General features: G+C 53.5%; 15 protein-coding genes. 3 read left to right on the forward strand and 12 right to left on the reverse strand.

Features of this window, described 5'->3' with window-relative positions:
• Positions 1-3,409: PAS domain S-box protein (locus HY788_15040; protein MBI4775463.1), on the forward strand; the 3,409-nt coding region annotated here is incomplete at its 5' end.
• 414 nt (positions 3,410-3,823) lie between these two features.
• On the opposite strand, the gene HY788_15045 is transcribed toward HY788_15040, so the two are convergent.
• Together HY788_15045 and HY788_15050 are read right to left on the reverse strand one after the other, a co-directional pair.
• A complete protein-coding gene (locus tag HY788_15045; GenBank protein ID MBI4775464.1) occupies positions 3,824-4,447 on the reverse strand; it encodes a hypothetical protein in 624 nt (207 codons plus the stop codon).
• Between the two features lie 116 nt (positions 4,448-4,563).
• The gene (locus tag HY788_15050) at positions 4,564-8,076 is read right to left on the reverse strand and encodes a multicopper oxidase domain-containing protein (GenBank protein ID MBI4775465.1); all 3,513 of its coding nucleotides are present in this window, start codon (positions 8,074-8,076) and stop codon (positions 4,564-4,566) included.
• A gap of 1,506 nt (positions 8,077-9,582) precedes the next feature.
• On the opposite strand from HY788_15050, the gene HY788_15055 reads away from it, so the two are divergent.
• Positions 9,583-12,483: a PAS domain S-box protein gene (locus HY788_15055; protein MBI4775466.1), complete on the forward strand. Its 2,901-nt coding sequence runs from the start codon at positions 9,583-9,585 to the stop codon at positions 12,481-12,483.
• Between the two features lie 83 nt (positions 12,484-12,566).
• Here the strand turns inward: HY788_15055 and HY788_15060 are convergent, their stop codons facing one another.
• Entirely contained in the window at positions 12,567-13,079 is a 513-nt protein-coding gene (locus HY788_15060) for a type 1 glutamine amidotransferase (GenBank protein ID MBI4775467.1), read from the reverse strand.
• Between the two features lie 582 nt (positions 13,080-13,661).
• Between HY788_15060 and HY788_15065 the strand changes: the two genes are divergently transcribed.
• Positions 13,662-14,807, forward strand: coding sequence for an acyl-CoA dehydrogenase family protein (locus HY788_15065; GenBank protein MBI4775468.1), 1,146 nt, complete (start codon positions 13,662-13,664; stop codon positions 14,805-14,807).
• Between the two features lie 187 nt (positions 14,808-14,994).
• Here the strand turns inward: HY788_15065 and HY788_15070 are convergent, their stop codons facing one another.
• From HY788_15070 to HY788_15110, 9 genes are all read right to left on the reverse strand, one after another.
• Positions 14,995-15,624 (reverse strand): (2Fe-2S)-binding protein, encoded by a 630-nt coding sequence (locus tag HY788_15070; protein ID MBI4775469.1) that lies wholly within the window; start codon positions 15,622-15,624, stop codon positions 14,995-14,997.
• On the reverse strand, positions 15,621-17,549 hold the full coding sequence (locus HY788_15075; GenBank protein ID MBI4775470.1) for a 4Fe-4S binding protein: 1,929 nt from the start codon (positions 17,547-17,549) through the stop codon (positions 15,621-15,623). Before HY788_15075 ends, HY788_15070 begins: the two co-directional genes overlap by 4 nt.
• 8 nt (positions 17,550-17,557) lie before the next feature.
• Positions 17,558-18,010, reverse strand: a complete 453-nt coding sequence (locus HY788_15080; GenBank protein MBI4775471.1) for an NAD(P)H-dependent oxidoreductase subunit E — start codon at positions 18,008-18,010, stop codon at positions 17,558-17,560.
• Positions 18,011-18,062: 52 nt separating this feature from the next.
• A complete protein-coding gene (locus tag HY788_15085) occupies positions 18,063-18,836 on the reverse strand; it encodes a hydrogenase iron-sulfur subunit (GenBank protein MBI4775472.1) in 774 nt (257 codons plus the stop codon).
• Between the two features lie 94 nt (positions 18,837-18,930).
• A complete protein-coding gene (locus HY788_15090) occupies positions 18,931-22,014 on the reverse strand; it encodes a CoB--CoM heterodisulfide reductase iron-sulfur subunit A family protein (protein ID MBI4775473.1) in 3,084 nt (1,027 codons plus the stop codon).
• A gap of 27 nt (positions 22,015-22,041) precedes the next feature.
• Positions 22,042-23,217 carry a (Fe-S)-binding protein gene (locus HY788_15095; GenBank protein MBI4775474.1) on the reverse strand — a complete coding sequence of 392 codons (1,176 nt, stop codon included), beginning with the start codon at positions 23,215-23,217 and terminating at the stop codon, positions 22,042-22,044.
• Between the two features lie 35 nt (positions 23,218-23,252).
• Complete coding sequence (locus HY788_15100; protein ID MBI4775475.1) at positions 23,253-23,801, reverse strand: (4Fe-4S)-binding protein; 549 nt, start codon at positions 23,799-23,801, stop codon at positions 23,253-23,255.
• A 21-nt stretch (positions 23,802-23,822) separates the two neighbouring features.
• A complete protein-coding gene (locus HY788_15105; protein ID MBI4775476.1) occupies positions 23,823-25,829 on the reverse strand; it encodes an aldehyde dehydrogenase in 2,007 nt (668 codons plus the stop codon).
• Between the two features lie 293 nt (positions 25,830-26,122).
• The gene (locus HY788_15110; protein MBI4775477.1) at positions 26,123-26,314 is read right to left on the reverse strand and encodes a DUF2080 family transposase-associated protein; all 192 of its coding nucleotides are present in this window, start codon (positions 26,312-26,314) and stop codon (positions 26,123-26,125) included.
• Positions 26,315-26,705 lie beyond the last annotated feature (391 nt).

Consider the following 26,705-nt stretch of genomic DNA (forward strand, 5'->3'; position numbering starts at 1 on the left):
GCCTTTCCATGTCGATCCCGAATATCCGTCTCCTCATCTCTCCGTGGTCGTGCCTCTCTTTTCCGGAAAAGACCGTCGGACGGCCGTTGGAGCCCTCGTCCTGGTCTGTGAAGCCGCCCAGTTTCTCTACCCCCTCATCCAATCCTGGCCCACGCCCAGCGACACGGCGGAAACCCTCCTGGTTCAAAAAGACGGCGACGACGTGCTCTTTCTGAATGAATTGCGCCATCAGAAAGATACGGCGCTTAAGCTCCGGATTCCCGTCAGCCGGGCCGATCTTCCTGCCGCCATGGCGGCTGGAGGTAGAGAGGGAATCGTGGAAGGCAAGGACTATCGTGGGGTGGAGGTTGTGGCGGCCATCCTGCGTGTACCGGATTCTCCCTGGTTCATGGTGGCCAAGGTGGATTCGACCGAAGCTTTTGCCGAATGGCGATTTCGCTCGATCATGATCCTGGTATTTATGCTGAGTGTCATAGGCCTTGTTGTTGCGTTCGGGCTCGTTATTCGGCAACGTAATCTCAAGGCCCACTACCGCGAACTCTACCGCTCCGAGACGGCCCTGAGCCAGGCCATGGAACGGCACAGCATCACCTTGCAGGCCATCGGAGACGCCGTGATGGCCACGGATTCGAAAGGCCGGGTGGACCTTATGAACCCGGTGGCCGAAACCCTCACCGGATGGAAGCAGGAAGAGGCTCGAGACAGAAGCATAAACGAAGTCTTCCGGATTATCAATGAAGGGACGCGGAGCATCGTAGAGGATCCGGTAGCGCGGGTGCTCAGAGAGGGAATCGTGGTGGGCCTCGCCAACCACACCCTGCTCATTGCCAGAGACGGGCGTGAGATCCCGATTGCCGACAGCGGGGCCCCTATCCGCGACAATAACAACGAAATCATCGGCGTTGTCCTGGTGTTCAGGGACCAAACCGCGGAACGGACACACCAAAAAGAGATCATTGAAAGTGAAAGAAAATACCGCCTGTTGTCCGACAACACCTTGGACGTGATCTGGACCATGAACCTCGATCTCGAGTTCACCTATGTCAATCCGGCCATATTCAGCCTTATGGGCTTTACCCAGGAGGAGTGGATCGGAAGCCGGCTCCCGGAACATTGTGACGAGGAAAACTTCGCAAGAATGACCTGGATCATTGCGAATGAAACAGCCAACGGGGCGCGGAGTACCGGCGTCATTTTCGAAGCCGTGATGTTCAGGAAGAATGGCCAACCGTTGCCGGTGGAAATCCACGGCAAAGTTATTTATGACGATGGAGGACAGCCCGTCGGTCTTCAGGGTGTCACGCGAGATATCTCCGAACGTAAACAGGCCGAAGAGGCCCTGCAATATCAGGATCGTCTGTTGCGGGAGATGGGCGGCATCGCAAAGATCGGCGGATGGGAGTTCCATCCCGCCACGGGCAAAGGAACGTGGACGGAGGAAGTGGCCCGGATTCATGACCTCGACCCGAGCGATGAAACCAGCCTGAAACGCAGTCTGAACTTTTATCTGGAAGAGTCTCGCGCAAAAATCGAGAAGGCCGTGCAAGACGCCATTGAACTCGGTAAGCCTTATGACCTGGAATTGGAACTGATCACCGCCAAAGGCGCTCGCAAATGGGTACGAACCATTGGTCAGCCGAAAACGGAAAACGGGAAGGTTGTCCAGGTGAGGGGTTCTTTCCAGGATATTACCGAGCACAAACTCGCCGAACTCCGCATCGAGCACCTGAACCGGGTGTTGCGCTCGATCCGCGACATGAATCAGTTGATCGTGCGTGAACGGGACCCGGGGACACTGATCCTCGATGGGTGCAGACTACTGGTTCACAATCGCGGATATGCTTCGGCCCTGGTCATTCTCACCGACGAAGACGATCGGCCCTCCTCCTGGGCCGGCGCGGGCATGGACGATATCTCCGAGTCGCTGAACGCCTTTCTGGCGAGTGGCGGGCTGCCGTCCTGTTGCGATCCGGGCCGGACCGATCGGGAGGCTGTGTTGATCGAAGACAAAGCGGATGTTTGCGATAAATGCCCGATCGCACAAAATTGCACCAAGATGCACACCATGTGCGTACGACTGATCCATGGAGATGTGGCTTACGGCTATCTTATTGCCGCGCTGAGTCATGACCTGACTATTGATGATGACGAACGGGGCCTCTTCACCGAATTGGGTGGAGACCTGGCCTACGCTCTCAGCTTCCTCCGGATGGATAAGGCCCGAAAAGAGTCCGAGCGTAAACGGGAATCACTGGGAAAACAGCTGCTCCAAGCGCAGAAGATGGAATCCATAGGCCGATTGGCCGGAGGAGTGGCGCACGACTACAACAACATGCTCAGCGTCATTCTCGGTTATTCGGAGCTGGCGCTGGATAAGGCGGCCCCGGGTAGTCCCTTGCGGAACGACCTCAGGGAGATCATAAAGGCCACAAACCGGTCCATGGACATCACCCGGCAGTTGCTGGCCTTTGCCCGCCGGCAGACCATAGCACCCAAGGTGCTCGACCTGAACGATACTCTGGAAAGCATGCTCAAAATGCTCCGGAGGCTCATCGGCGAGGAGATCGATCTTGCCTGGCTGCCCGATGCGGATCTTTGGCCGGTAAAGATCGATCCCACGCAGGTCGATCAGATCCTGGCGAATCTCTGCGTCAACGCCCGCGACGCCATAGGCGGCGTAGGGAAGGTCACCATAGAGACGGAGAATGTGAGCTTCGACGAGGCGTATTGCGCCGATCACGCCGGATTTGTCCCAGGTAACTATGTATTGATCGGCGTGAGCGATGACGGCTGCGGCATGGACCCGGAAACCCTGGACAAGGTCTTCGAACCTTTCTTTACGACCAAGAGCACGGGTCTTGGCACCGGCCTGGGTTTGGCCACGGTATACGGTATCGTCAGACAGAACAACGGCTTTATCAACATCTACAGCGAACCGGAAAAAGGCACTACGGTCAAAATCTATCTTCCCCGACATACGGGCGCAGCAGTCCAGGCGCTGAGCGAAAGCGTTACAGAAATCCCATCGAGCCGCGGAGAGACGGTATTGCTGGTCGAGGACGAGGTTTCTATTTTGGAGATCGGCAAAAGGATGCTAGAGGGACTTGGTTATGCCGTATTGACCGCGGGCGCCCCCGGAGAAGCCATGCACCTGGCCGAGGAACATGCGGGCGAAATCAACCTGCTGATAACGGATGTGGTAATGCCTGAATTGAACGGACGCGAATTGGCCAATGAACTGAGATCCTTCTACCCTGATCTCAAAATCCTGTTCATGTCCGGCTACACGGCCAACGTCATCGCCCATCGGGGAGTATTGGAAGAAGGCGTTTGTTTCATGCCCAAGCCTTTTTCAAGAAAGGATCTGGCGCTTAAGGTCAGAGAGGCGCTGGATACCGCCAAGACCTGATCGGCGACTCTACACGCTCGCCCCCGGTGGAGCCGGCGGGAGGAAAGGCGCCGGCCTCCGACTCCCGCCATTTTGAACGGGCTATGGTCTGGTACCCGCCTTTTCGGTTGTGCCGCTCACTTTCTCCTTGATCTCCTTCTGAAGCTCTTTCAGGACCATGTGCATCTCCTGCAGCGTCATCGCCGGTTTGTTGCTTTCCACTGCGTCTTTGGCGCCTCACCGGCCAACAGTTCCATAATCACGATCATCGCCATCACAAATTCCGCGCTCGTTCCTTGTTTCCGGGAAGAAGACAGGGAGGTATAACCTCCCTGTCTTCTTTCGAATCGCGTTGCCCCGCGCCGACCCGACGGCGGACTGACTTCGCCGCAGCGGTCAAACCGGGCAATCGCCTTTGTTCATTCAGGCTTCGTCCTAGGCCCTATGAATCCTGCGTCTGCCCATTCCAATCAGCCCAACCAGTCCGGAGCCCAGCAGCCAGATCGCGCCCGGAATCGGAACGGGGGCGCCCACATCGGGGGTGCCCACATCGGCCCCGTTCGCACCGGCGAACTGATAAAAGGTAAATTGATCGTCGGTGAACCCGTCAAACTGGTCGCCGATCTGTGAAAGCACTGAAAAATCAGCCAGTCCGTCAAAGAACTGAACCGGTGCGACAATGTCGAACGTAAGGGACGCCAGCAGGTAAGCGCCGGCGGCGGCAAACGTCACGTCCGTGGCCGGGTTGAAAGAAAAGAAGATGTGATTGAGCGAACCCGCGGGAGGACCCGCTGTTACGTCTCCCGCCACCACATTCGACGCCGTCCATCCGCCAAGTTCGGTGGTATCGTACACCATGCCGATATCCCAGGAAATAAATGTGAAACTCTCAGCGCCTTCGACATTGAAAAACACGTCAAAGGTGATCGAGGTTGCGCCCGCCGCCACGGCATCGAACGAGCCGGTGGGCGAAACCGATAAGAAGGCCGCGTCGGCCCTGGGGAGAAAAACCGACATACTCAAGAAGAAAAGGACCGCTAGAATTCGTACCACTTTCATTGTATTTTCCTCCAGTTGTTGGGTCTTGCCCCTTACCCGGCCCGTCCCACCTTGTGAGCGACGGGCCGGGTAAGGATGAATCATTTACGAACAAACGTCCGCGTGTTTCGTGTAATTTATGGACATGTCGTACCGTAATACTGCCTGAAGAGGACTAAATCCGCCTGGTTGACCAAGCCGTCTCCATTGATGTCGCCGGTCGGGCCGGTTGTGCCGTAGTTCTGCCTGAAGATGGCAAAGTCCACCTGGTTGATCCTGCCGTCGTTGTTGAAGTCGGCGAGCAGCGCGCACACCGGGATGACCCCGGAGAACGACTCCATCGTCAACACCGGGAAAGCATAACTGCCGGGAGCAATCTCGTTGAAGTTCGGATTGCTGTAATCCCAGGTGTCCCCAACCTGGTTTTGGGCTACCACCCTGTAGTTGTAAGGAACCGCATTCATCAAGCCGGCGTCCGCGAACATGGTCGTATCCTCGGGAACCGTTCCGACATCAACCCATGTGGCGCCTCCGTCGTCACTTCTCTGGACGATAAAGGACGTTTCGTTGGAAGAGTTATCCACCCAGCTCAAAGCCGCCGAGCTACCCTGGATTGCAGCGCCCAAACCTGAAGGAGCATTCACCGGCAGGGCCACGGCTTGCGGCCGCATCATATCCATCTCTTCATGGCTCAGGATATGACAGTGCCAGACATATTCCCAACCGAAATTCACTACATGGTTGATAATGTCGATCGGCTCGCCGTCCGGAGCGAAACCAAGGATCGGCAACCCGGCTGTTTCAGCCGCGGTGCTGTTCACCAGGTACGCGCCTATCGGCATCATCGGACTCATCGGGCGAACGCTGTTGGGAAGATCGAACGGTACGACCGGCATTATTGGTCTTACGGCCACAATCGTATCTTCCAATGGACTGACCCTGACCGTGTCTTTCCAACCCACCTCGTTCGGATCCGGTAGTCTGACACCGTTATCCCAACCGACCCTGTTGATCAGCTGCACATCATACAAGTGCCAGTGCATCGGGTGCGTGTCCACTCCATTGTGGGTGATCTTCCAGATCTGAGTACCGTCATCGGCGGAAGCGATCGGTTGGACTTGAAGTTCGCCGGCTCCATCCACCGGAAACTTGAGGCCTGCTAGGACTTCAGTCGGCGGAGCCGAGTACGGATACAGAATCATATTCTGCAGTCCGGCCTGGGCATTGGGGACCTCGAGACCCAAGTTCCCCTGCATTCTACCGTACTCTTTTTCAAAGGCTTCACCCATTTCATCCTGAATCATTTTGTTCTGGAAACCGATGGAAAGAGGGGTTCCAAGCAGAGTTTGGAAGGTCAGGGAGAAATCGAAAATGTTGGCCCATGTATACGGGAACGCCGTTCCATACGCCGAATTATACGCCTGCTGCCCGATGATGATCGGCTTCTGGGCGCTCTCGAACACTCCGGAGTTATCGGCCTGATGAGCGAATGCCGCTTCCAGAGCAGGCAGGCCAAACGCCGGCGCCGCACCCGTGTTCGCTACCTTAACCTGCATGACGGTGCGGGTGTTCGGCCCATATCCCGCGGGAATCGTAGGAACACCGCCTGTGTCGGTCAGGTCGGGCGATCCTGTGTAATAGTCGTATCGCGGGTCACGCGCCGGGAAGGCTGCCGGAGCATCGTTATACAGGATCAGCGTCTGACCGGCAAAAGCGGAGAAGTCTACAATCACGTCCGCTCTCTCCGCAGGCCCGAGGAGAAGCGAGTGCAGATCGACGTTGCCTGCATTGAAAAGCGTCGGGTCATTAACCCAAGTAGTAGGATGAGCAGGAATAACGACCGGAGCGGGTAAGAACCCTCCCTCGGTGCCGATTTGAATCCAGTCGGGACCTTCAGTGCCGGCCACCGGCGTCGGAAAAACGGTAGGATCGGTCAATGCTGCCGTCACCTCGAGAGGGTTCAAATTCACTTCCGTACACGCAACCCCGCTGGCTTCCGCAATAGGCGCAGGATTGGTGTTTTCATCGCATAATACTCCGATAGCGTCGACGGCCTTGTACCAGGAGAGGTTGAAGAATCTGTCGTTAGCCGCGCTCAGGATGCGGAAGCGATAGGCTTTCGGCTCGACTTCCAAAACCGGATACGCGGTGCCGTTAACCAGGGGCGTGTCGTTAAACGCTTCCATTCCGGCCGAATTAAAGGGCGTCCCCGGCATGATGAGCGGTTCAAGGGGAGAAGTGCCGTAGTACGGGTTCGGAATCGGTCCATGGTCAATAGCATTCGTCGGCGGCCAGAACCAGGAACCATACATCCAGCGGCCATACGCGTTGAAACCGGACAGATCACCGGGATTCTGCGCCGGCACATACACGTGAGGGAACCACAAGTTACCTTTCGCGCCCCATCTTGCGCTGTCCCACGTTTCATCCTGCATGGCTATCTGCCAAGGATCCGGCACAAAGGTCTTGTCCTGAAAAACCAGGGGGATCTCATCGGCGGGAATCAGTCCTCCGGTCAAAAGTAACTGCTCGACCGCGTCTCTGATCAGATAGCCCGCAGCCTCCCCCACATAGACGTTCAGACGGGTAATTCCCCACGCATGATCGTGATAGAACAACAATCTCGCGCTTTGCTGGTTGGTGTAATAATAGGTCTGCGTACCATCCGTCGGGTTGTTATCATCGCCCATATCCGGAACGGGTTGTACGCTGACGCCTTGAGGAAAATTCGTAGGCTCGCCGGCGGGCGTAATCCACTGATGCGGCGTCCCATCGCTGATCCACGGAGTTATGCCCCCATGCAGATGCAATGTAGCCCTGTTCTCCGGAAAACAATCGGGCATGATCATATCCTTGTCCGTGCACATCGGATTTTGCCAATCCGCTTCCGGCATCGGAACGGGAACTCCGTCAGGACCCATCATAAACATATTGGGGCTCATACCCGCGCCCATGAATGTGGCGTCCGTTGGGACAAACAGATTTCCTCCCATTCCGGTCGGCAACAAATTGTAAAACTTGATCCGCACCGGCCTGTCCTTCTGGGCTACGATGGTCGTTCCCAAATAATGGGGATCGTCGTACCCGAGCTTTCCGCCGGGAAGAGGAACGTGCTTGCTCGTCGAAGCATTAAAAGGCGTCTCGAGCTGCACGTAGCCTCTCAGCTTGGTCGCAGGCAAATCGGAGTGCAATTGCTCCATGAACTCTACGACCGCGATCTCATAATAATCGGAACCGGGATAGGTCGTGTCGTCAGGAACGGGCACGGAAATATATTGACCTAAATTATTCATCCCGGCGGATGTAAGCCCCGGAAGCCCGTCCACAAATTTACGGATTCCGACGGAAAACTGCGTGCCGTCGCCGAGAATGTCCACTCCTTGCAACGGGCTGTTCATATAGTTGGGATGGGTAAAGTAACGTGGAGCATCTCCCGGCTGAGCAACCGCCAAGAACATATTCCCCCCTAAACCCGCCGCTTCAAGCTTCGCCGCCGCGCGATCGGCGGCCGCTTGCCTGTCGGCATGAGTCGGTCGCTTCGATATCCCAAACGCATGTGAATTTTGCGTCCAGGCCAGACCGACTACCAATGAAAGCATACATAGCGTCGACCCCAAGCTCATACACTTCAAAAACTTGAGCTTACTCATCACACTTCCCCTTTAAATAGACTTGGTCCTGTTTTTTTTCCTGTTAACGATGAGTCCATCACCAATACCTGACCGGTTTCTTCTTCATTGCCTCCTTTCTTTTGGATTGAGTCAATTTTCTATCCTTGAAATCGCTTGAACAAACGCCACTCAGGCAGAAAAACCAGTCACACGGATACAAGGGTTACCCGATTTCCGGAACACAGACCCTGGCTTGCTCGCGCCACGTCGGAGTTCCAACCTCTGCCTGTGTGTTACGCATCAACGGAACCAGGCAGAAAACAGGTTCATCGGATGTCTTCTTCGCAAACCTCGATCGCCCGTTTTTTCGTGTGGATAACATGTTGTAATACTAACTTCTTACCCGTTCTGACGACTATAAGGCCGATACTGTATTTCCACCTACAAGCAACCCTTGCATGAGATTCAGGCGGTCTTCCTCCCTCGAAATCGCTCGACCAAACAGCTCTCGCACCAAAGAACCGGTGACACAGATGCAGGGGTAACCCGACTTCCAGAACACGGACCAGGGCTCGCTTGCATTCCGTCACGGAATTCGAACCGCCACCCCTCCGTTATGCACCAGCGAAACCAAGTAGAATTTAGCTCAACCGCATACCTGTTTCGCAAAGCTCGATCCTCAAATTCGATACGATTGTGCTCCGGCGAACACCCCAACCAACCTCAAGTCAACTTTATGCCCCTCATCAGAAGCTCACTTCTTCAAGTTGGCAGCTCTTTTTTGTAATACTAACTTCATACCCGTTTGGACGACTATAAGGTCTGTACTGTATTTCCATCTACAAGCAGCCAAATCCTCCAAAAACGTGTGGACATCTCGCCTTTTCGATGTCAGCATATGCCTAGGCGGTTCGCTGACGTGGGCGGAAGAAGCTTTTGCGGGTACAACGGAACACGGGGCTTGGGGCCTTTGAACAGGACCATTGAAAGTGGTTTCCGATGTATTTCAAGGCATTACAAGGCACATGCACTCGTGGGTGGGGTCGTCCGGGTCTCCGGAGGGAGGCGGACATTCGGACACAGGCCTGAATGAGATCCAATGTCTATGGTCGACACTGTCAAGGCGAGAATGTGGATAGAAGTATACAGCAAGATGAGGACGAACCTCAGCGGGCCTATGAGTATCATATCGATAATACCTTTATTCAGTGATTCAATGTCGTTGGAAAGTAATTTAATGATCGGAACATCTGACTTTTCCGATCGATTTCCTGCTATTACTTCGGCTCGAATAACGTCGATTATGGATTTCATCATTTAAATACGAGGAAATTGATCGAACATTAAGCCGTTTGGAGGGTCTCCCAAGCCCGAAAAAAATCTTTACAATTCCGGCTCATGGGATATAGGCTGTATATGGGGAAATGGACACGACACTCCATTTCGCTTCAATAGTCTCATCCTGCTGATTTTACTCTCAATAATTTAATAAGGGCTCGAAAAGGCATGAATGCCGGTGACTTAACGGATCCCGGGAATTCTCGGATGAATAATGAATCGCTTCAGGATTCCTCCCGGCGGATCGGCGCGATCCTTGACAGCATGACCGAAGGTCTTGTGGGCATTGACTTCGATTGGCGGTGTACCTATGCCAACGAAGCGGCCGCTCGGTTCTTGGGAAAAACAAAAACGGATCTTATAGGACAAAAAGGCTTCGAGCTGTTCCCGGAAGCCAGAGGGACGGTCTTCGAGACCAACTTGCGCAAAGCCCTGGAAGAACGTGAGTCCGTATCGTTCGAAGCGTTTTACGAACCTTTGAAGTCCTGGTACGAGTGTCGCTGCAGTCCCTCTCCCGAAGGCATCAGCGTCCTCTTTTCCGACACAACCGAAAAAAGGCGTCGAGACAAGGAGCATGAAGATCTCCTGAGTGACCTGAACCGCAAAGCAGCCGAATTGGAAGCCGTGATCGATACCATGTCCCAAGGGCTCAAGATCTGCGATATGGCGGGGAATATCTTGACAATGAACCGGGCTGCGCTCGATCTGCACGGATTCAAGACCGTCCCGGACGCCCGCCGACCTGTATCGGAATATTCGGATCTTTTTGAACTGAAGCGTCTCGACGGTGAGCCGATACCAGCGGAGGAGTGGCCGTTAAAAAGGGTCATGCGGGGGGATTCCTTTTCAGGACTGGAACTGAGGCGGTACAGGAAAGACACGGGGATGGAGCAGGTGTGCGAGTTTTCCGGGGCTCCCGTTCGGGACGCAACCGGACGGCCTGTATTGGCCGTCGTCATGCTCCAGGATATATCCGAGCGCAAGCGGGAAGAGCAGCGGATCCGCCGGTACAACAACGTGTTGCAGGGGATCAACCGGATCTGTCAGAAAGTGATCCGGGCGGAATCGGAAGAGGCCTTTGGGGAAACCTGTCTGGAGATTGCTCTGGAGATCACCGGCGGCGAAATCGGCTTCATTGCTGAAATCGGGAACGACGGTCTTCTTCATTACGTTGCCGTCAGCCAATCGGGATGGAGCCAGTGTGCGATGATCGAGCAGACCGGCCCTGAAGGTCCGTCATGCGCTTTCCCCCTACGCGGCCTCCACGGCCGGGTTGTTCAGGATGGAAAAAGCCTGGTCGTCAATGATCCGCGGGCGCACCCCGACAGCATCGCGTTGCCCGAAGGCCACCCGCCGCTCAGTTCGTTCCTTGGCGTTCCCCTTATCGAGGACGGAGAAACCACGGGCATCATTGCCGTGGCAAACCGTAAGACAGGCTTCCGCGCAGACCAGCAGGAGGACCTCGAAGCGCTTGCGCCCGCGGTGGTGCAGGGCCTGCGGCGGATAAGGTCGGAAAGGGAGCGGGCCCTCACCGAGGAGTCGCTGCGGTCGAGTGAGAGCAGATACCGTGAACTGGTCCAAAACGCCAGAAGCGCCATCATCCGCTTTGAAAGAAACGGTACGATCTCGTTTTTCAATGAGTATGCACAGGAGCTGTTCGGCTACAGCGAACAGGAGATACTCGGCAAACACGTGGGCATTCTGCTGCCCGAAATCGAATCCTCCGGAACCGATCGGTCCGGTCTGGTCCGGGAAGTGGTCAGCCGGCCAGAGCGTTACATGAGCAACATTAACGAGAACGTATGCCGGGACGGACGCCGGCTCTGGATGACGTGGACGAACCACGCGATATACGACGAGACCGGCCGATTGGCGGAAATTCTGGCTGTTGGAAGCGATATTACCAAGCTGATCCAGGCGGAGGAGGACCTGCGGAGATCCCGGGATGAGCTCGAACGGCGGGTTAAAGAGCGGACGGCTGAACTCCGGGAACGGGCCGAACAGCTCACCAGGCTGTCATCTCAGTTGACCCTGGCGGAGCAGCGCGAGCGACGCCGTCTGTCCGTAATCATTCACGACCACGTCCAGCAGTTGCTCGTAGGGGCCAAGATCAGTTTGGAGGTCCTGGCGGATGAATTGGGAGAGGAACACCAGGAGAGCGTCGGACAGATCTATAACTTGCTGCTCGAGTGTCTGAAGACTACGCGCTCCCTGAGCATACAAATGGCGCCCCACGTTTTGTACGAGCGAGGGCTGGCTCCGGGATTGTCATGGCTGGCCCGAACAATCCAGGAGACCTTTCGAATCGACATCGAGGCGGATATCGGATCGGGGGACATCGTTGAAGCGGAAGACCTTAAAGTGCTTCTTTTCGAGTCGGCTCGCGAACTGCTGCTCAATGTGATTAACCATGCCCGCACTTCGTCGGCCCGACTCGAAATGTCACGCGATAAGGACGGCAACCTGCGGATCGCCGTCAGCGACCAGGGCGTGGGGTTTGACGCGGAGAAACTGGCAAAGGAATTGGGCCGGGAGGATCGTTTCGGACTGTTCAGCATTCGGGAGAGGCTGGAGCTTATCGGCGGCCGCCTCGAAATAGAGAGTTCACCCGGAAAGGGCGCGGTCTTCGGCCTGGTTGTCCCGATCGAAAAGATAACAGCCGCCGGCAAGGGTTTTGAAGCGCGCAAGGCGTCTCATAAAGGGGCCGTTACGGCTCTTACTCCGGCGGAGAAGAGAATCCGCGTCTTGCTGGTGGACGATCACACGGTGATGCGCCATGGCATCCTCTCTTTGCTGGAAAGGTATTCCGATATAGAGGTGGTGGGGGAGGCCGGAGATGGTTTGGAAGCCGTTCAGATGGCCCGAAACCTACAGCCCGAAGTGATTCTCATGGACATCAGCATGCCTAAAATGAATGGCCTGCAAGCGACCAAGTTGATCCATTCGGAATCGCCCCACATCCGAATCATAGGGTTGTCCATGTACGACGGGAGTGAAACGGAGAAAGGCATGCTCGTGTCCGGGGCCGCGGCCTGCATACCCAAGAGCGCTCACTCGGCTGCGCTCTTGACGGCGATTCGCCAACGGAATCCGGAAATGATACATTAAGGATGAACTGAAGAAGAAGCGGAAACCTCCGACTCGGCCGGCTTCCGCCCCATGTTCCCCACCACGCCTGATCCCGCAAGGGGTTACCCAAGCTTCTCGAGAGCCGCCGAAATAAAAGCCGGCAAGTCCCCCGGATCGCGACTGGACACCAGGTTGTCGTCCACCACGACCTCGTCGTTGACAAACTCGGCCCCGGCGTTCTTGATATCCTGAATGATGGATTTGTAGCCGGTCAGCTTTCGCCCTCGCAGCACGTCCGCGGTGATCAGCAGCTGGGCCGCGTGGCAGATGGCAAAGACCGGCTTGCCGCTCTTGACGAAATCGTCGGCAAACCGTACGGCGTTTTCGTCCACCCGCAACTTGTCCGGCGAATAGCCTCCGGGAATCAGTAAGGCGTCAAAATCGTCGACGCCGACGTCTTTGACCTTCCGATCGATGGTCACCGGGGTGTTATCCTTTTTTCCGTGAACGGTGGCCCCGGCTTTCAGGCCCACGTGAACGAGTTGATGCCCGGCCTTTTTAAATGCCTTGGCCGGTTCGGCGTACTCCGAATCTTCAAACAGATCCGTGATGATCACGGCAACTTTGCTCATAATTGTATCCTCCTTGTTGTGTCCTCCTTCTATCCGTATCGGGGGGAATACTTTGCTCCTGCCCGTGGATAAACCGGCACGTACAGCGTACATCGGCGCGTGCAAAAAGACTAATCCGTCTTTCACCATAAAGAAATAGGTGGAATCCCTTATAAAGCGATAAGCGCTACCGTATTATCTACCGCAGCGGGTATTCGGAATGCTCCATAAACGTCGTGAAACGGCGGGAATCGGAAGCAAGAAAGATCAAGAACGGTTGTCCTGGTTGGCTTTCGCTTTTTCCGGCGAACATGAACTGCTCGGCCTATTTCGCGGAGTAACACCTCTTCGAAGCCTCGCCCACCCAGGCTAGAACATGGTTGATGAGGTTCCCTGAGAGGGTTTCTCGGACGGAATCTTACACATTGGACGAGGTGACCTGGATGTTGTCACTCTCGATTAGAAAAGGAACACGAGGTAAGGCATTGACAAAATCCGGCTGCCAGGCTTGACTCGATTCCTCGAATGCCGAACAATTCTGTTCGGATCAACCCGGCTGAATCGGTCATCCGGAGAGGGCCGAATACACACAATGGGGGTGGCGCCGTGGATTTTCAGATATCCGAAGAGCAGGAACTTCTGAGGCAGACCATTCGGAAGATCGCAAAAAAGAAGTTTGAACCAAGGGCGGCTGAAATCGATGAACAGGAAGCATTCCCCTGGGATAACAAAACCATTTTAGCTCAAAACGGCTTATTGGGGATTAATTGTCCCAGGGAGTACGGCGGCTCCGGGGAATCGATTCTTACCTTGGCGCTCGTTATCGAGGAGATTGCCCGCGTATGCGCGTCCACCGCCCATATCGTCGCCGCGCACTCGCTCGTGGTGGACGCCTTCGTGTTGAAGGGCGCCCACGAGCAGAAGACGAGGTGGCTCAGACCCCTGGGAGAAGGTTCACGGATCGGGGCCTTTGCAATGACCGAGCCGAATGCGGGCTCCGACATCATCAGCATGAAGACGAAAGCCACAAGGACGGACGACGGGTACGTGATCGACGGATCCAAGAGGTTCATCACCCACGGGCATTCCGCCGGCATCATCGTCCTGGTGGCCTATTCCGACCGCACCCTCAAACACGAAGGCCTGAGCCTCTTTGTCATCCCCGGCGACGCCGCCGGACTGATTCGCGGCAAGAAGGAAAGGAAGATGGGCCTTCGGGGTTCCGACACGGCGGATTTGTCCTTCGAGTCCTGCTTCGTGCCCAAGGAAAATATCCTCGGGCAGCCGGGCGAGGGATTCAAGACGGTGATGGCCCTGCTGAACGCCTCTCGCCTGGGCATAGCGGCGGAGGCGGTGGGAATCGCCCAGGGTGCCATGGACCAGGCGGTGAACTACACTCGCGACAGAATCCAGTTCGGAAAACGTCTCGTGGAATTCCAGGGCCTGCAATGGGTGTTGGCGGACATGGCGCTCAAAGTGGAGCTGGCAAGGACCCTGTTGTATCGCGCCTGCGCGGCCATCGACAAGGACAGGAATGCAGGGGAAATCCCCAAGCTGTCCGCCATGACCAAGTGGTTCGCGTCGGACACCGCCATGGAAATCACCACCAGCGCGGTCCAGCTATTCGGCGGGTACGGCTATGTGAGGGACTACCCCGTCGAGCGGATGATGCGGGATGCCAAAATCACTCAGCTTTTCGAGGGCACAAACGAAATCCTCCGGAATGTGGTCAGCAGACAGTTGCTTCGCTAACTCTCCATTCAGCAGCGGCCCTTTTCATCTCATGACAGCCCGTTGAAAAAGCCGGGTTGTCACAGGCCGTTGAAAAACGATGAGATGCAAGGCGCGCAAATCCCGAGGAATGAAGGCGTACATAGAGTACGTCGCAGTGACGAGGGATGAAGCGTCACGCCGTTGGCGTGACCGCAGATCGCGTTTTTCAACAGCCTGATGAAGGGAACTGAAGCAACTCCGCGCTTGACGGGGCGGGACTCGCCAGCGCTTTAGTCAAAGCGTAGGCCGCTTGTACTGCCGATGTAGGACAAAGGGGGAAACATTCCTTGCAGCCCCAGCACTCCTTAGCGGCTATTTCAGGGATGAAACATATCTCTCGCCTGGTTCCTCTATCGACAAATCCGACAGCGTTCTTCTTCTTCACTTCGGCGCAATATCTCACACACAGGCCGCAATGTACGCAAAATGAGGCCTCTTTGCCGAAACGGTCTTTGTCTGCTCCATATTCTTTAGCCAAATCAAGCAACTCCAAGGAATCCGGAGCATGCGCCAGCAATAACTCCACTATCATTTTGCGAATTCTATCTATCTTTTCAGATCTGGTTCTTACCACCAAGTCTCGTTCCACCGGGTAAACGCAAGCAGCAACGAGTTTTGGCCGGCCGCGAACTTCCACTTCCACCGAGCAAATTCGGCAAGCTCCGTAAGGGTCTAATTTCTCGTGGTGGCAAAGAGTCGGAATAACAATCCCTGCATTTTGAGCTGCCTCTAAAATGGTCATCCCTTCCCTCGCCTCAACTTCTCTTCCGTCAATCCGCAAAAGCATTTCACTCATTTCTGTTTACTCTCTCTGACTATAGTTCTGGCTTCTTCAGGGATAGGAGACGGAACAGGCTCACCGGAACTTTTCTCTACCGCGCCAAAACGAGGGGGGCAAACTTCAAAGCAGGTTCCGCACTTCGTGCATTTCTCCTGGTCAATTACGTGAATCTGGTTTTTGGCGCCTACTACCGCCTCCGCAGGGCATTTTCGAAGACAAATCATGCAGGCCTTACACTTATCCGGGTCAATATGGTACGCGATCAGCTCCTTGCAGGAAAGAGCCGGGCACCTTCTCTCCTTGATGTGCGCCTCATATTCTTCTCTGAAGTAGCGCAACGTGCTTAGAAACGGGTTGGGCGCACTCCTGCCCAAAGCACAAAGCGAAGCTTCGCCGGCTACTTCGGACAGTTCCTCCAACAGCTCGATGTCACCCTCTTTTCCCTTTCCTTTGGTGATGTTGGTGAGAATCTTAAGCATCTGCCTCATGCCTTCGCGGCATGGGGCGCATTTGCCGCACGATTCATCGGTAAGGAAGTCGAGGAAATACCTGGCGACGTCGACCATACAGGTATCTTCATCCATTATAATCATCCCACCTGACCCCATCATCGAACCGGCCTTGGTGAGTTCATCAAAACCAACTTCCAAATCCAACAGTTCCTCGGGGATACATCCTCCGGACGGTCCCCCGGTCTGCACTGCTTTGAACCGCTTGCCACCAGGGATTCCACCGCCTATTTTGTAGATGATGTCTCTCAGGGTCATGCCCATGGGCACTTCCACAAGGCCGGTGTTGGTTATCTTACCGACCAAGGAGAATATCTTCGTGCCCTTGCTTCTTTCAGTTCCGAATTGAGCAAACCAGTCAGCGCCATTGTTGATAATAAGTGGCACATTCGCCCACGTCTCGACGTTGTTCAAAACGCTGGGTCTATCCCAAACGCCCTTGACCGCGGTGTGGATATATTTCGGTCGGGGCTCTCCGGCCCTGCCTTCCAGCGCCGTCATCAGGGCGCTCGATTCGCCGCAGACGAAAGCGCCGGCTCCTTGGTGCACTTTAACAGTGAAATCAAAGCCGGAGCCAAGGATGTTTTTCCCAAGAAAACCATACTCCTCAGCCTTCTTGATAGCGATGGTCACATTTTCTACCGCCAGAGGGTATTCCTGTCGAACGTAGATATAGCCCTCGTGGGAACCTATGGCATAGGCTACGATGGTCAATCCCTCGAGCACTGAGTGAGGATTCCCCTCGAGAAGACTCCTGTCCATATAAGCTCCAGGGTCCCCCTCGTCTGCGTTGACGATCACATATTTGATTTCGCCCGGGGCATTGAGAGATTCTTCCCATTTTCTCCCTGCGGGAAAGCCTCCTCCTCCTCTCCCTCTCAAGTTCGATTTCTTGACTTCCTCCAATACCTGCTCGGCCGTCATCCGGGAAAGAACCTTGGCTAACGCGGAATAGCCACCGAGCGCCAGATAGTCGTCCATGCTTTTGGGATCAATATGACCGTTGGAACCGAAAACCAGCCGCTTTTGGTTCTTGTAGAAGGGGATTTCAGATTCACGAATTATTTTTTCATTGGTACTAGGGTCGGTATAGAGTAAACGCTCTATAACCTCCTTCTCTTTTACCGTCCGGGAGACGATTTCATGAACATCCTTGGGCTCTATTTGGAAATAACATATTTCCTCAGGGTGAATAACTATAATAGGCCCCCTCTCACAAAAACCGTGGCAACCCGTCTTCCTGATGTCTACCTCGGCGCTTAGGCCTTGTTTCTCGATCTCCTCTTCAAGGCTCGCAGCGACTTCTTTACTGCCGGAAGCATGACAAGCAGATCCGGAACAGAGAGTGATGCAAGGCTTATTGGGGTCTCTTTTCGACAGGATGCTTTTCCTGAATTCCTCCAATTCAGCGGGCGAATGTATCCGCGACATAATCTTCCCTAATCATAGTTTTTCAGCACGTCTGCTGTTTTGGCCGGCGCCATCTTGCCGTGAGGCTTCCCATCGATTTCCATCACCGGTCCTAAAGCACAGCAGCCGAGGCAGTTAACCGTCTCCAGACTGAACTTCAAATCCAAGTCCGTTTCGCCGGGTTTAATTCCAGTCAGGTCCCGCACCGTGTCTAGGACGCGCGACGCACCCCGAACATGACAGGCGGTGCCCATACAAATGTGAATTTGATGTCGTCCTTTTGGAACCAAACTAAAAGCTTTATAAAAGGTAGCTATATGCTGAATCCGGGTCAAAGGAACCTGCAATCTTTCGCTAACCCTTTCCAATACTTCCTTAGGAAGCCAGTTATTTTCGCTCTGAATCTCCAGCAATATTTGAATGAGTGAACTAGCTTCACAGTTATGTTTTTCAATAATCTGATCGATTCTCTCTTTGTCCATAGCCGATGTCCTAATCTTCTTCTTTCGCTAATCCACTACAAAGTCTTTCACCTCAGGCGAGAGTAAAACACTTCCGGCTTTCATCGTATCGGACCAATCCTTGCCTTGACGAACTGTTAATGTGTCTTGATACTTCAGACGGGTTTAGGCCCGACATCTCAGATATTTCTCTGGTTGAAAGGGGTCTTTCTCTCAAGAGCGCCAGTATTTGACCCAATGCCAATCGATCACCAATTAATTCATCAAATAACCTGTTTACCTCGTCACTGGTGAAGAATGTATTATACGCTTGTTCCGATTTAACCGGTACTCTCAGTCGCTCCCTTTCCACCAGCTTAACGTAGGGGATTAATCTGTTAACGGATTCAAATTTGAGCCTTAATCCATGTTCGTCAATTCCTTCGCTCTTGCCAAGAGGTCCTAACTCCCTCAGCTTCACCTTCATGGAGAAGTCATTCATGACTTCGGCGAAACGGCTTCCTTGAGAAGCAGATATCCATTCAAGCCTTAACCTCTCGGAGTTCACCCCTATGTGTTCCAGTAATTTCTTACATAGATACATATTGCTTAACGCGGCGTAATTTCCTTCAGTGATATAGTGGCATTCGCCGGGCCAACAACCGCCGATAAACACCCCGTCATTTCCATTTGAGAAAGCTCGGATGATGAACGACAGGTCGACTCTGCCCGTGCACATGAGGCGAACAATTCTAATCTCAGGCGAATATTGTAGTCTGGAAACTCCAGCCAAGTCCGCGGCGGAGTATCCTCACCAATTGCATAAGAAGCCTAATATTTTTGGTTTAAAATCGAATCCTGTACCCATTCTTATCTCGCTCCCGGGTCGGTAATCCCTGCGTTGTTCATTGGCGGACTTCTACGAGTCCTCAATCATCGCGTCAATTCGGCAAACGATCTGTCTACGCCGCGTCAATCTGGCAAATGATCTCTTCATCCGTATAGTGCTTCAGAAAAATGGCCCCTGTTGGACACTTCGCGTTACAGAGGCCATCTCCCTTGCAAAGAACCGGATTAACCCAGGCCCTTCTGCCTTGTGGCGTGTCACGAAACTCTATGGCGCCGTAAGTGCAAGCTGTAATACATGCCCCGCAGGATACACAATCGTTCTCTTTAACCGCGCAAACAGCGCCGGAGGCTGTGACTGAATCCCGCGATAGAAGTGTTATGGCCCGGCCTGCCGCTCCATACGCCTGGCTGATCGTCTCAGACATGTGCTTAGGATAGTGGGCGGTTCCACACAGAAAAACACCTTCCGCGGCAAAGTCAACGGGTCTCAACTTTACATGGGCTTCCTGAAAGAAACCGTCCGGGCTCAAGGATACCTTGAATAATCGGGATATCTCCTGAGTTCCCGCCGAGGGGATTATGGCGGCGGCCAACGCGACCGCGTCGGCATCTATGGCAAGTTGCTCATTCAGAATAGGATCAGTCACGGTAACCCTTAAACTACGTTGCCCGCCCTCCTCGACAGCTTCAACGTGAGGTTTATCATGCGGCTCGTAGCGGATGAACTTCACATCCTTATTGGATGCTTCCCGGTAGTAGTCTTCTCGAAACCCATAGGTTCTCATATCCCGAAAAAGAATGTAGATATCCATCCGGGGATTGATCTCTTTCAGTTTCAGAGCATTCTTTATAGACTGGCTGCAGCATATCCGGGCGCAGTAATTCCGGTCTTCTTGTCTGCAACCTACACATTGGATCATCGCCAGCGTCTGGGAGTTAATCAGCCTTTCTTCTCCCTTGGCGATGCGTTCCTCCAATTCCAGGTTGGTCAACACCCTGTCATCTTCACCATAGAGATATTCAGTGGGTTTGTATTCCGCAGCACCGGTGGCGAGGATGGCTGCTCCGTGGCGTATTTCATGGACCCTTCCCTGGGCCTTCACCTTGGTTATGAAATTTCCGACATAGCCGGAAACCTCGGTGATGGCGGCGCCCGTTAACACATGGACCAAGGGATGCCGATATACCTTGCGCACCATATCACTCAAATAGGCTTGAACATCCAGTCCTTCCAGGGTGTAATGAATTCTTCGGGCCATTCCCCCCAGGTCTGAATCCTTTTCCACGAGGTACACCTCGAAGCCCTGGTTGGCCATACTCAACGCACTGGTCATGCCGGCCGGGCCCCCTCCGACCACCAGCCCCGTCTTGTTGACCGGCAGATCGAATTCCTGCAAGGGCTCCAAAAGGGTCGTTCGGGCTACCGACATCCGGACGATATCCTTTGCCTTTTGGGTGGCGTCTTCCTTTTCTCGAGAGTGGACCCAGGAACAATGTTCCCTAATATTCGCCATGTCGAAGAAATATTGATTAATTCCCCCTTCCCGGAGCGTGTCCCGGAATAACGGTTCATGAGTCCTGGGGGTGCAGGCGGCGACAACCACTCGGTTGAGTCCTTTTTCCCGGATCGTTTTCGATATTTGCTCGGCAGCATCGGTAGAACATGCAAACAGGCTTTCCTCGGCGTGAACCACGTTGTCCAAGGTTAATGCATATTCAACCACGGAAGGAACATCGACCACTCTTCCGATATTAGCTCCGCAATGGCACACAAAGACTCCCACCCGGGTCTCTTCTTCCGACACATCCCTCTCCGGCGGATATACCCTTTCTCTGGCCAGCTTCCCACGCCGGTAATCGAGCAGTTGACCACACAGAGCGTCAGCCCCACTGGCGGTCACAACGGATTCGGGGATATCCACGGGACCCTGGAAAGCTCCGCTCACAAAAATGCCCGGTCGAGAGGTCTCGATCGGATTCACGGGATTGGTTTTGCAGAACCCATAAGAGTTGAGCTCGATGCCGAACGTATTCGCCAGGCCTTTCACATCGGCAGGTGGGTTGAGGCCAACGGATAATACCACCAGGTCGAATTCCTCCTCCTTTACACCCTCGTCGGAAGTCGCGTATCTTATCGTTATGTTCTTGGTTTCAGGGATTTCTCTTCCTATGGATACGTAGCTTCTGATAAATCGAACCCCTGGAAGATTCTCCGCTCTTTGGTAGAATCGTTCGAAATCCTTACCATACGATCGAATATCGTTATGGAATATGGCCGCTTCGATCTCGGCGTCATGGTCCTTGGCCAAGATCACCTGCTTCTGGGTGTACGAGCAGCATACGGCTGAACAATAGGTGTTACCGCCCGGAATAACCTGCCTGGAACCGACACAGTGAATCCACGCTATCTTATGTGGGTGTTTCCCGTCGGACGGACGCCTGATCTCACCTTCGTACGGCCCGGTGGCGCATAACAGCCGTTCAAAGTCCAGACTGGTTACCACGTTCTCCATTCTTCCGTAGCCATAGTCGCCCCTCAACTTAGGGTCAAATATCTCATAACCCGGAGACAAAACGATCGCCCCCACATTTACTTCTAGCTTTTCCGCCTCTTGATGAAGATCTATGGCGTCATTCTTACAGACTCCTTCGCAAATCGTACACTTCTTGTCTTGAATGTACAGGCAGGTCTTGGGGTCTATATAAGTGATAAGCGGTACCGCTTGAGAAAAGTATATATGGATGGCTTTATTCGACGATAAGTCTTGATTGAACGGATCAGGCACTTTCACAGGGCAATACTCTACACAGGTAGTACAGCCTGTGCACCTGTCCTCTATAATGTATCTGGGTTTCTTGGTCAGAGTTACCTTGAAGTCTCCTGCTTTCCCTTCTACACTGTCTACTTCGGTATAGGTCAGAATCTCGATATTGGGGTGCCTTGCACATTCGATGAACTTGGGAGATTCAATGCACATGGAACAGTCGTTGGTGGGAAAGGTCTTATCAAGCTGGGCCATCTTTCCGCCAATGGCAGGTGACTTCTCAACCAAATAAACCTTATAACCTGAAGTGGCAAGATCAAGAGAAGCCTGGATACCGCTGATCCCTCCACCCACAACCATTACGTCGCCGAAATCGGTGTCCGTGGGAATTTTTAAGTACGTTCCTTCAACGGGTTCTTTTTCCAATCTCATATGTCCTTATCGGGTTTCTACGATCCCTTAAATCACTTCCTGGATAATCTCTGTAATGTCCTTAATCTCTGGGACCTTACTACCCTCGATCTCTATGTCTTTACTATCCTGCAGGTTTAACCTGCTATCTTCGAAATTGGTGATGCAATACGGGCAGGAAGTAACCAATATCTCAGCCCCGACCCCCATAGCTTGTTCGAGTCTGAGGTCGGAGAATCGTTCACCCTTCGGAGTTTCCATCCAAATCCGGCCTCCGCCCCCTCCGCAACATAGGCTGTCCTTCAGCGAATCGGGCATCTCATTCAGCTCTAAACCGGGTATCTTCCTCAGGACCTCTCGGGGCTCGTCAAATATGCCATTATGCCGACCAAGGTAACACGGGTCATGATACGTCACCTTCTTCGCATACTCCTTCCTGATCTCGAGCCTTCCCTCGTTTATAAGATCGAAAATATATTGGGAGATATGAACCACCTCGAAGTTCACCCTGAATTCGGGATACTCGTTCTTGAAGGTATGGTAACAATGAGGGGAAGAGACCAGGATTTTCTTCACCCCGCTATCGATGAACGTCTTGATGTTTTCCCTGGCTAAGCGTTTGAACAGCTCCTCGTCGCCCGTCTTTCGGATGCTTTCTCCACAGCAATTTTCCTTGGAGCCCAGTATCCCGAAATCGACCCCTGCCCGTTTGAGGATCTGGGCCGTGGCTCTGGCCACCTTTTTCAATCTCGGGTCATAGCTGAGATAGCAGCCGGGGAAATATAGAATCTCCATCCCCTCGGCGAACGTGTTTACGGACAGACCTTCCGCCCACTTCGCCCTGTTTTTTCGCTCCTCGTTCAAGGGGTTGCCTTCGCCGATAAGGCTTGCGCTCACGGTGCGGATCGGGCGGACAGAAGCAGGAAAGACCCCATATTCCGTGGCAATCCTGCGCAAAGACATCCCCGATTCGATCTGTTTTACGTCCCTGGGGCACCGCTGAGGGCAGATTCCGCAGGTAGTGCACCGCCAGATGTCTTCACTTTCTATCTCAGTCAAACCGAACGTCGCCTGACGGACAATCTTGCGCATGCTGAAGGTTCGAACCCTGTTCCAAGGACAAACCGTATCACACAGTCCGCATTGATAGCATCGTTTGAAGGCATCTCCGCCCTTCGCCTTGATGACGTCCACAATCTCTTTGAAGTCGGCTACAGTCTCCACGGTGTTTATCGATCCTGTTCTTTCGCCTGAATGTTTTAGCCCTTCTTTGACATGGCCATTCGAGCAACGGCATCCATTACCTGCTTGAAGCCATATTTGTTGGCCAATGATTCCAATCCGATCTCCATCTCCTCCTGCGTTTCTTCTTCTTCGACTTCCTCTTCCCTTTCTTCATAAATCAAGGCATCGTTTAAGCACCATTGGACACACATCGGCCTTTCCAGCGCCGGATCGCTTTCACACATATCGCACTTTAGAGGAAGTCCGGAATCGGGTTCCTTAAAAAGGTCCCTGGATGGGCAGGAGGCTCTGCAAAAGGCGCATTCGTCGTATTCCTTTCCGTCAATGGTGTATTTGTCCCTGCCGGTACATTCGGCTTTAGTATACTCGCCTGCATATACAGGGACATATACGTCTCTCAGTGGCTCATGAATCACGCGGATGCGAGACCTGGCCGGATTGTTGCTCCCATATTTGGGCGCAGCGTGAAAGGAGGAGCAGATAACCTCACAGGCACGGCACCCGTTGCATTTATCCAGATCCACTTTTATGGTTTTAACAATTTTCTTTTTCTTCTCACCCATGACGGTTGCTACCTCTTCCCTTTATTTTTGCACTGTTTCCGACGAAGTCTCTTTGGAGAGTGCGACCTCGTTGTCTTTCAAGATGCCTCGCTGCAGCAAATCTTCGGCAACGTCATCCATAGACAATTCATGCAAAGACTCCTTGGTGGGAATGCCCTGATGATTCCATCCCTTAAATCCGTAGTACTCATCCAAGAGCTTAGCTTCCAACTCGGGAAAACGTTTCTTCCAGTGATCCTCTGGAGGACGTTCGTCTCTTCTTCTTAAACCTCTTCTAACATTAACGGCTCTGATTAAGGTACGGTTCCTCTTGGCAACTTTTGATAGTCCGTCTTCATCCATATCGATTCCCGTTGCAGATGATACAAACGATGGATAATTGTGTATGTGATATGGAGGTTTCAGGGGAAACGATGACAAGCCGGCGCACATCCCTAGAGTGTCATCGATGTAGTGCATCTTCTCTTGCCAATCGACAATTTCACATGTCGCTTCAATCGTGGGATAGTATGGAATGGAGTTTTCTCCGCGAGGATCCCAATCCAAGAAATATTGTTTGAACTTCTCATTGGGAGCCTGGAACCAATCTTTTACAAACTCTTCTCTATCCTCTCTATTGGGAAAAGGCGCCTGGGGAAACTGCCCTTCAATTTGGGTAATGTTGATCTTCTCGCCGGTGCAATACATGAGGAAGTAAATGGGGTTCAGCATGCCCAGCTTGAGAGGAAGTTGCTCGTGTTTCTTGATGTTGTTATGGGCATATGCTTCCGCACCCTTACCGATCTGTTTGGCCGCCCAGTGGGTGCCATTGGCCAGAACATCTCCGATCCCTTCCCGACGAACAATTCTGTCAAGTAACCATAAAAACCTACCCTGGTTATCGGACGGCATCCCCTGCAGGTCCTGGTCCGTCAAAATGCCGGCTTCATATAACTCGAGGGCGAAGGCCATCGTTTGCGGGGTTGAAAACGCGTCCACCCCATAATCGGTGGCACGCTGAGCGATCTTAAAACCAAACTCCAGGTCCGTCATGGACGCCATGGTATAAGTGAGCTTCGAGTAGCATTTCATCATGTACGTTGGATGTCCCGGGACATTTATGGTCGCCCCGCACTTCATCGGACAGTTATAGCAGCTGATGAAGCGCTCCCGAACGTTGTCGAGGCTCTCCGTCCACTTCTTTTTGACTTCCTCGTTCCAGTAGTCTTTTAGTCGGTGGCGCGCATTTCCCCAGGCGAAATTGTTGGCATGCCACTCCTCGTCATGGATGGCCATCTCTTGCGGTGATCCGAGCCCGGCCAAAATGGCCGGCACTCCCTTGATTGGATTGTTTGCTCGGAACTGTATGTACTTCAGCACTTCATTGCAAAGCTCGATGAATTCAGCCGGTCGGGCAATATTGATGTCCTTTGTTCCACGAACAGCGATTGCCTTTAACCCTTTGTCCCCCATAACGGCGCCCATTCCTCCCCGGCTGGCGCTGGACCGGCCCTGCTCGACGGAGGCGAAATAGACCCTGTTTTCACCGGCCAACCCGATAGCGGACACCTGGGCCTTAGGCTCCTTTAACTCCTGCCGAATCAGTTTTGCGGTTTCCACAGCGCCCTTACCGTGCAAATGAGCGGCGTCACGTATTTCCACTTTGTCGTTGTTGATCCACAAATAGACCAGGCTGGGGGACTTGCCGCGAACGATCACTTTGTCATAACCGGCATACTTCAATTCCGGCGCCCAGAATCCCCCCATCATGGAATAGGCCATTAACTGAGTCTGGGGAGAAATGGTGGAAAGGATGGTGCGATTACAGCCGACGGCAGGTGTTCCGCACAGAAGACCGGTGCCGAATATGAGTAGATTTTCAGAAGAAAAGGGTTCAACTTCAGGGGGAACCCTATCCCACAATATCTTGGCGTTGGTGCCCAGACCCCCCAGAAGCAGCTCGGTCAATCTCGGGTCAGTGGGCGCCCTCTCAATGTTTCCTCGGGATAGATCAATTTCCAGATTAAACCCTGTCTCTGCGTATCTCATGTTCTTACCCTTTACACTCGATTTGCTATATGGTCGTCCTCGCCGCCTTGAATGCCGGAAAAAGGATATGGCTGATCATCCGCCTCACACCCGGCCGTGACACTTCGGCGCAAAGCGGGCGTCCCCGTCCCTCGAGAATCTGCTCGAAATCGATGGACTCCCTATCCTATCGTCATTCCAGTAAAATGCAGGAAACGGCTTAAGGATCAAAAGGCATTGCGGATCCTAGTCGCAACAGCCGACGATCCATGAAGGATGTGCAATAGAGTCGGAAGCCATTGGCTGCGCCGTTCCTAATCCAATCGAATGATTTTGACATGCCGGCCCACCCAGTCTTTGGGCAGATATATCCGGCCGCTGACGCCGCATGACCTGACTTCCTTCTCCACCATCTCCATGCCATACGCCTCCAGCTTGACCTTTCCGCGTGTTTTGCCGGCGGAAGGGCGCTTGGATTTGCTGACCGTTCTACTGTCGTCCGGCATTTCTTCTCACACCTGGGACACCAAGAATTAGTAAATGAAAACAACAGCTTTTGATAATTAGTTACAAAGTAGCCATAATATAACTATTTGTCAAGGAAAATCCGGAAAAGGCGCCACAGCCGCCTGAATTGCCGAAGGCCGCGTGGATCAACGAGCCGTCGAGCAGTGGTGAGAGAGTCTAATTTCTGGAAACCGGTGTCTCATTCCCATTGACACATTCCGCTGGATAAGCCTTAAGCATATCGCTTTAATGACGATATATAGGAAACGCCCTGTCTCGTCCGAACGAGACGACCCACGCGCGACGAAAAGGCAAAAGCTCGGGGTGATGTACGCGCACGGCGGCTGATTTCGGACGGCCGATCAACCTATCGATGGCCCAGATGCGGGA

The organism is Deltaproteobacteria bacterium (assembly GCA_016208165.1).
Classification (GTDB): domain Bacteria; phylum Desulfobacterota; class Desulfarculia; order JACQYL01; family JACQYL01; genus JACQYL01.